The 7,502-nt window shown below is 44.4% G+C and carries 8 protein-coding genes and 1 pseudogene; 1 reads left to right on the top strand and 8 read right to left on the bottom strand.

The genetic code is table 11. The features are described 5' to 3' along the window. Positions 1-296 precede the first annotated feature (296 nt). From NDI52_RS19800 to NDI52_RS19780, 5 genes and pseudogenes are all read right to left on the bottom strand, one after another. Positions 297-1,061, bottom strand: a pseudogene (locus NDI52_RS19800) (transposase); the annotation flags it as partial. A gap of 12 nt (positions 1,062-1,073) precedes the next feature. After that, a complete protein-coding gene (locus NDI52_RS19795; RefSeq protein ID WP_190775713.1) occupies positions 1,074-1,358 on the bottom strand; it encodes a hypothetical protein in 285 nt (94 codons plus the stop codon). A gap of 27 nt (positions 1,359-1,385) precedes the next feature. Further along, positions 1,386-1,730, bottom strand: a complete 345-nt coding sequence (locus NDI52_RS19790; RefSeq protein WP_190775714.1) for a hypothetical protein — start codon at positions 1,728-1,730, stop codon at positions 1,386-1,388. Positions 1,731-2,273: 543 nt separating this feature from the next. Beyond that, entirely contained in the window at positions 2,274-3,197 is a 924-nt protein-coding gene (locus tag NDI52_RS19785) for a ParB/RepB/Spo0J family partition protein (protein WP_190775715.1), read from the bottom strand. 2 nt (positions 3,198-3,199) lie between these two features. Next, positions 3,200-3,958 carry an AAA family ATPase gene (locus NDI52_RS19780; protein ID WP_190775716.1) on the bottom strand — a complete coding sequence of 253 codons (759 nt, stop codon included), beginning with the start codon at positions 3,956-3,958 and terminating at the stop codon, positions 3,200-3,202. Between the two features lie 133 nt (positions 3,959-4,091). On the opposite strand from NDI52_RS19780, the gene NDI52_RS19775 reads away from it, so the two are divergent. Then, positions 4,092-5,150 carry a PDDEXK nuclease domain-containing protein gene (locus NDI52_RS19775; protein ID WP_190775771.1) on the top strand — a complete coding sequence of 353 codons (1,059 nt, stop codon included), beginning with the start codon at positions 4,092-4,094 and terminating at the stop codon, positions 5,148-5,150. Positions 5,151-5,775: 625 nt separating this feature from the next. Here the strand turns inward: NDI52_RS19775 and NDI52_RS19770 are convergent. From NDI52_RS19770 to NDI52_RS19760, 3 genes are all read right to left on the bottom strand, one after another. After that, positions 5,776-6,042: an IS1 family transposase gene (locus tag NDI52_RS19770; protein WP_277874889.1), complete on the bottom strand. Its 267-nt coding sequence runs from the start codon at positions 6,040-6,042 to the stop codon at positions 5,776-5,778. A 165-nt stretch (positions 6,043-6,207) separates the two neighbouring features. Continuing rightward, positions 6,208-6,348 carry an IS1-like element transposase gene (locus NDI52_RS19765; RefSeq protein ID WP_348256508.1) on the bottom strand — a complete coding sequence of 47 codons (141 nt, stop codon included), beginning with the start codon at positions 6,346-6,348 and terminating at the stop codon, positions 6,208-6,210. A 677-nt stretch (positions 6,349-7,025) separates the two neighbouring features. Further along, the gene (locus NDI52_RS19760; protein WP_190775717.1) at positions 7,026-7,397 is read right to left on the bottom strand and encodes a hypothetical protein; all 372 of its coding nucleotides are present in this window, start codon (positions 7,395-7,397) and stop codon (positions 7,026-7,028) included. Between the last annotated feature and the right edge of the window lie 105 nt (positions 7,398-7,502).

The raw sequence follows: 7,502 nt of genomic DNA, 5'->3' as shown, positions 1-7,502 counted from the left end.
GGGAGGTGATTGAAGGAGTGAAATTCAAGGATGGGATCCGAGTAGACCCAAAAACCGACATCAGCAAGAACGCCGCTTAATCTTTCTTCGTACACCAGATTTGACGATAACTCGATCGCCGAGGATGAGCAGGTCAAAACGGTCCAGTTTGGTGAGGGTAGCGGGTAATTGGAGTTGGAGTTTGGCGTATTGTCAGGACTTGGCAAGTTACGAATAGAGGAAAATAGAGAGGCAAGGTTAATCGATAGCGAAGCCAATATTGCGAATTTAAGATTCAGGGCAGACTGACGGATGGTTTAGGCACTCGACAGCGAATTGGCTTGAGTCATGCCAGCTAGTTCTGCTTGAAATTGAGATAGTCCACGTTCACTCCAACGTACCAACTCAGCCAGGAGGTGATTTAAGGTGAACGTTTCAAAGCGTGTGTTGAGGGTCGCCAAGACGTTCATGATAACACTGCGTCGTTGAGCACCCGTTTGGGTTTTGCTAGTACGTCCACCCTTTCGCACCTCGGCTTCTTTTCGCAGATTGCGCTCAGAGCAATTGTTGCTCGGTTCGACTTGAGGATTTGCAACAAACACAATTAGCGCACCGATGCCCTTCATCAACTCCTGCTGGAGTCGAATAGAGGTTTGTTCACCGATGGGCATCGTCTGGGGTTCAACCGTCTCCTGCCAATGGGTACAAAGTTCGCTTAGACGAGCTTCGAGACGTTCAACTTCTTGCCCTCGACCCAGGCTCAGGCGTTGATCCTTCTGCCAACGCACTGCTTGTTGATAAAGTTCATAGAGGTCGTCGAAAAACTGGCGATAGTGTTCTTCATGGGGATGCTGAAGCATTAACTGAATCGCTTTGCGCAATAGATGTGCCCAACACAGTTGATGCTCGTTAAACAAATACTTATAAGCCCCATAGCCATTACTGACCCCGACGCCACTAAACTGCTCTCCCAAAATTGCTTGCGCTTCGGCTTTCCCTCGTCCCACCCCACAACCCAATAACATATGCAGGGGGGTGGAAAATACCCAGGTGTAACATGCCTCTTTCCCCACCTGCCAACCCGTCTCATCGACTTAAATCACCAGTTGTTGGGCCAGTAATTCGGCTAGGGTGTTGTACTCTTGTTTCCAATCATGACTCAATTGATTCAACAGCGCATTCGCTTGCGATTTACTGACCTCCAGGCCTGTAAAAAATGCCATCACTTCACAGACATGGTCTAGGGAAATCCCAATCCAGTAGTGTAAAAAAGCCACTGTCAAGATGATTTCGATACCATATTCACTGCGACTGTTCCGCAGTCCACTAATCTTTGGCAGTTGGGTTGCCAGCGGCAACCCATAGATGTGGTAGCACACATACTCGGCTCGACCCGATATGAACCGCTATCCGTATTGTTGTCGCTGTTCAATACATTCCGATTTTGCTGCACCCACTGGATAGATATCAACGTCGTAGCTCACCCACTCAAGCTTTACATCTTGTGCTCGTCGTCCTGTTGATTGTAGTCCCCGTTTCTCTTTGCCTTTTTGTTTGTCAACGCTATAGTTCTCTTTGAACTGGGGTGCTTTTGCGTCTTTGGATGCACCTTGCCGATGTAACAAGTCTTTCAGATGTTTATTTTCTGCTTCCAGTTCTTGATTTCGCTGCTCCAGCTCTTCCACCCGCTTGCTCAGGCGATTGATCTCCTCAATTAGCTTCGCTAAAATCGTACTGAACTCATCAGACATCCCAGGTTTGGCCAAGCAAATTAAGAGCAATTGCTCTGAAACTTAGCATACTTCTCCACAACTTTCACCTCCCGGAAAATAGACAGCTACCTCAAACCCTAGCAGCATTTCTGGTTATCTCCCAAGGTGCTACGAGATAGTGTTTTTGCCATAGCCATTTAGTCAGAACTAGAGTCATTGCTTCTATCAGCCTGGCAGAAATGCACCGCTTCCTGTTCCAACATTGGCTTGAAAAGGTTTATAAGATGAGCTGGAACTACTACCAGGCAGCTTATTACTGATGTGAAACAAACTTAGCATTACTGACACATCGACTTCTTAAAATAAACGAGCTGTTTCTCTCAAATTAGCTTGATATTTGATATTGTGTTTTAGAAATGGTTTGAAAAGCCTTGCGAGGGGTTGATGTTGCTTACGTAACATCAACCCCTCACAAGGCTTTTCAAACCATCTTCAGGTCGAGCTGAGTTTTACGCGGTAAGTACACGTACGGTAGACCCTTAGGCCCTTCCCATCCATATTCTTGTCGTGCTGAAATCCAGGCTATTCTCCGATCAAATTCTCCAGGCTCTTCAAAAGCTTTTCAATCTGCTCCCGTTTCTTTACATCATCTAGTAACCCTCTTTGCTGAATAACCTTACCAATTTTAGAAAAACGACGATTAAAATCTAGATTCCCTGCTTTAGTTGGTGACTTTTGTTGAACCTCTTCCTTGATTTGAGCTAAAGAAAGATTCTCGGTTATAGCCTTTTCTAAAAGCTGTTGGCGCTGTTCAGCCTCTTTAATCTTGGCGATCGCCCTAGCCTTAGTATATTCAAGTTGGCCTGTCCTTAGGGCATCCAACACTTCTTTGGGAAGATTGAGTAGGGGAAGCCTATTCGTCCGAAAGCTCTCCGGCGTTAGCGTTCCTACTAGAGCAAACACCTTTTCTATTTCATCTAAATTTTTGCGGATAACGTTATCCGCAATTTCTTCTCCCTTACGTTTTGCGTGGGCTGCTACGTTCAAGGCACTAATGACTTCTTCCCTCGGTATTTGTAGGGTTATCGCAAGGAGGTCGAGAAGACCTTCAGTCTCTTCTACAGGGTTAAGGTCTTCCCTTTGAAGGTTCTCAATTAAAGCAACTTGGAGGGCTTGTTCATCATTTAGTTCTCGAACTGATATGGGAACCGCATCTAGTCCAGCATCTTTGGCAGCTCTGTAGCGCCGTTCTCCAGCGACTAATTCGTATTGACCGTCTGCCAGCTTTCTAACTAGAAGAGGCTCTAAAATGCCATGCTCTTTGACGGATTGAGTTAGCTGTTCCAGTTTGGCAGGGTCAAAGTAGCGGCGGGGCTGCCGATGGGGAAGATGAATATTTTCAATTAATGCTGTGTTGGAAGCTTGTTCGACATCCTTTTTGCTTCCACTGCTCAAGAATGCATTGACTCCGCTTAGAGCAGAATATTGAGTTCTTTGTCGCTTCATACTCAAGGTAACTTCTCCAAATCTTTCACTATCTGATTGAGAATTGTGATTCCGGGATGCTTTGGACTGAATATGGCTAGGGGTAAGCGCTCTTGGGATGCATCAGGGAATGCTGTAGAACGTGGAAGAGGGGGATAAACCTTTGTGATGGCTGAAAGCTGGCTTTCAAGAACACTTAGGGCTTCACGGTCTTGAAGAGTACCTTTAGCATAAATCGTCGGCACAACTCCAGCTAATTCAAGCTTATGGTCGATCGCATCTCTTACATCTGCAATGGTTTGCAGAACTAAATTAGTACCCTGAATACTTTTGAACTGGGTTTGGCTTGGAACTAAAACATAATTAGCCGCAACCAGACTCAAAGTACTGAGCATGCCTAGGCTTGGTGGGGAGTCGATCAAGATAAAGCTGTATTGATTGGCAACCTTATCAATCGCCTGCTTCAGCCGTAGTTCACGCCGGAGAACAGAGGACAACTGCATCTCAGCAGCACTCAGTAGGATATTGGCCGGAACTAAATCCATTCCGTGTATTCCATTCAGAATGGGCAAATCCTTTTTATCTAGGATAGAGTCTTTGACTGTTACTTCCAGTTCAGCCGGGTCTATTCCCATAAATATGGTCAAGCTAGCTTGAGGATCCATATCAATGAGAAGGACCTTTTGTTTTTTCCGTTGCCCTAGCTGATATCCTAAGTTCATCGTCAGGCTCGTCTTACCAACGCCACCAGCCTGGTTAAAGATTGTGATTATTTTTGTCACTGTGTGAACCGTTAATTCATTTTCAAAGCTTACGTACTGGAGACCCTAAAACACAGTTAAGTAACCCTGAGATGAATCATACTAAAACAGCAAGCGTTTAGAACGTCATTTTTACGATTGGTGTGCAATTGTGATCGAGTCAGGATTTCTCTCTTCACCAGATAACTATGCTTTATTCTTCAATGACTTAAAGCAACGAATTCGCCAAGCACAGATTAAGGCTGCTTTAGCCGTCAATAAGGAACTTTTACTGCTTTACTGGCAAATTGGAAAAGAGATCCTAGAGCGGCAGCAAGTAGAAGGTTGGGGAGCGAAAATCATTGATCGATTAGCAAAAGATCTCAAACAGGAGTTCCCAGACATCAATGGCTTTTCCCGGTCTAATTTGAAATACATGCGCTTATTTGCCCAGGCATACTCAGAGGAGCAAATTAGCCAAGGGGCGCTTGGCCAAATTCCTTGGTACCATAATATTGCCCTACTGGAGAAGCTAAAAAGCCCAGAGCAAAGGCTGTGGTACGCTCAGAAGGCGATTGAGAATGGATGGAGTCGTAATGTTCTTGTTATGCAGATTGAGTCTGATCTGTACTGTCGTCAGGGGGGGGCTATCACAAACTTTGCACAAACATTGCCTCGGCCTCAATCAGATCTGGCCCAAAATTTAATTAAGGATCCCTACAATTTTGATTTTCTCACGCTTCAAGAGGGGGCACAGGAACGAGAACTCGAACGTGCCTTGGTTGATCATATTCGAGGTTTTTTGTTGGAGTTAGGAGTTGGATTTGCCTTCTTGGGAAGCCAATATCCAATACAAGTGGATGGCAAAGAATACCGCTTGGACTTGTTGTTCTATCATGTCCACTTGCGCTGCTACATAGTAATTGACCTGAAGATGACCGAATTTGAGCCAGAGTTCACTGGCAAGATGAATTTCTATGTATCTGCGGTTGATGATTTGCTACGCCATCCTCAAGATCAACCAACGATTGGGCTGATTTTGTGTAAGTCCAAGAGCAAAACAACAGCTGAGTATGCACTACGCAACCTCAGTACACCCATTGGTGTATCTACTCATCGTTTGCCTAAGCAACTGAAAGACAGTCTCCCTTCTGTAGAACAGTTAGAGAGTGAGATAGAGACTATCATCTCTGAGTTAGGACGTGAGCAACAATCTAAAGCGGAAGAATTATAGCCATGGGCAGGTAAGTTAAATACAGTAGTAAGCCTGGGTGAATCAACTGAGCACATCGTCTGACTGGACTTTGGACTAATACGGTCGAATAGAAAACTAGTAAATGAGTAGCGCGCACAAGAATGGCATCAGAAAGCCGCTCAGCCCCTCAACTGTACAGTGACAGATTAAATAGCATTGAGACAAATTCATATCGTCGAGAAAAATCTCCTCTGCTGCAAGATTACAGGGAGGATTTATTCAGCGGGCTATCATCTGTTCATTAGCAAATCTAAGCTTGGCTTCAGGCAAAGCAGCAGGCCAGACTTAAATTTATTTCTTCAATTACACTAATGTGTCTCTAGGTCAAATAAAAAGGTCGCTCTACAACCCTATAACCTACAAAATCTAAATAGGATAATTTCAGAATTGATCAGGTGAATGTTCTTTCTAACAACGCTCCACCCTACCGCATTCGTTTCATGTTTTCTGTCGAATGAAGCTCAAATCGACAGAACCCTCCGTTTATAAAGTCATAGTTAGATTCTATACACAACAAAACTTCTACATTTCTGTCGATCTGCTTCTCAATCGACAGAAATGCTTAGCTTCCACCTTGGGTGGTGTTCTAGAGGTATATATGGAGCTAAACGGCCCGACTAAACTTATAAGGGTTGATAAATAGCCCAATGACAGTATCGTGTAATCGTTCAGACTTGGAAAAACAAATCGTTTTCCGTGCTAATCGTTTGATTCGAGTCCACAGGTTAATATGTTTGCGCTCAATCTTCTGGACATATTGTTTACTGACCTCATGACTATCTTTGTCAAGGGTTCTGGCATAGGCTCCCCAAGCATCAGTGTAAAAGCGACAGATACCAAAAGGAGCAAGCAGCACCATCAACTCCCTCAAGGCAGTATCAGCATACCCAGCCAGAACCTAAGCGAGAATTACACCCATCTAATAATCGATCGCGTGCCACAACCACCGTTCCTGTTTTTTGCTGCTAACGAAACTCCACATTCCGTCCAGCTCGGCCTCTCCTGCCCACTGTACAAAGATTCCGAGATTTTGAGGTTAAGCTAATCGTTCCAGTACGGCTTCGTTAACAGGCACCAGTTGGAGATTTTTTAATTTTTCAATCCCGGTGGTAGGACTAAGGCCCAGTACTTTTGCTGTATCTCGAATGCCACTGCCATTGACGGCTATATCAACAATTTGCTGTTTAACCTCTGCCCAATAACCCCGGTAGAAATAGTGTCGAATGAAGGTGCTACGAGAGCAATTTGGGCGACGTCACTTGTAGCATTGTTTACTTGCGGCTGATTGTCCATGTTTAACTACATTAGAGCTACCACAGGTAGAACATAGAACTGGTTCTGAAGCCATAGGAGTAGGTACTGGTAGCTTTAGAGATATGTTGTCTCAGATCCACACGTCTAGAACACCACCCCCAAAACGCTCACACAGCATAAGACCAGGAATCTAGTAGGCTGCGGCCTAAGTTCGCAACCTATGTTTTGTGTGGGGTGCGAAGCACCCCACACAAAACATAGGTGATGGATTTCTGCCTCAGCGTACTAGTTTCAATATCAATAGAAAACCTCAAGCAACCTAAGCTGTTGATCCTCTTGCTTAATGCTCTATCCAGATTTGATGATTGCCTCCATGACACAATCCCAGTAGCCTTGATTTCCGACTGCATTGCCTCATAGGGCATAGGCTTTTTGTCCGCCTTCAGGGAAGAGCGATCGCCGCCTACCAGCAGCCAGATCTGGTGTGTTGTGCCACCAATTGGGATAGAAAAAACTTGGTGACACAACAGTAGGTAAATAAAAGGTGGGTAGGAGATCTGTCTGGGAATGTTACTGGTTCAAACCAGGAATTTTGAAATTTTATTTCATGGATGGTGTTGCTGCTTCCATAAAGCGCCAGGTATAGATGCTACGTTCTTCTGTGCTGAAATCCTCGTCTTTTATAGATTGAAGCTCTTCACATGTCATCCCACTGATTTTTTCTTTGAATTTTGCAAGCCTAATTGATTGAGTTAGTTTACCTAGTGCTACCAACTCCTCCATAGTAAATTCCTTAAGGCTTGGTATCAGTGCACTAACCCTAGATGATGTACGGGTTTTCAGCTCTGCTTGTAAGGTTTTAATCTGATTCTGCAAATCTGTGCTTTGAGCCTGTAAAGCTTCCATTTGGGTTTGCAATTCCCCTTCACTCATACCGCTAATTTCCTTTCTATTGGTAGACGAACTAGTCATAAAGAGAGCCTCACAATACTTTTTCAAATTGAACAAACCAACAATATTGCACACAAAACAGTCACAGATTTTACGATAGTTTCATGGGCAATCCGAGCAGCCAGG

The organism is Leptolyngbya sp. PL-A3, from assembly GCF_039962325.1.
Classification (GTDB): domain Bacteria; phylum Cyanobacteriota; class Cyanobacteriia; order Elainellales; family Elainellaceae; genus Vacuolonema.
The sequence above is the reverse complement of the archived record's forward strand: the minus strand, read 5'-3'. Positions and strand labels throughout refer to the sequence as shown.

Coding starts and splice junctions, on each gene's coding strand:
- NDI52_RS19790 (WP_190775714.1), bottom strand. CDS start 1,730: ATGTCTGATGAGTTCAGTACGATTTTAGCGAAGCTAATTGAGGAGATC.
- NDI52_RS19785 (WP_190775715.1), bottom strand. CDS start 3,197: ATGAAGCGACAAAGAACTCAATATTCTGCTCTAAGCGGAGTCAATGCA.
- NDI52_RS19760 (WP_190775717.1), bottom strand. CDS start 7,397: ATGACTAGTTCGTCTACCAATAGAAAGGAAATTAGCGGTATGAGTGAA.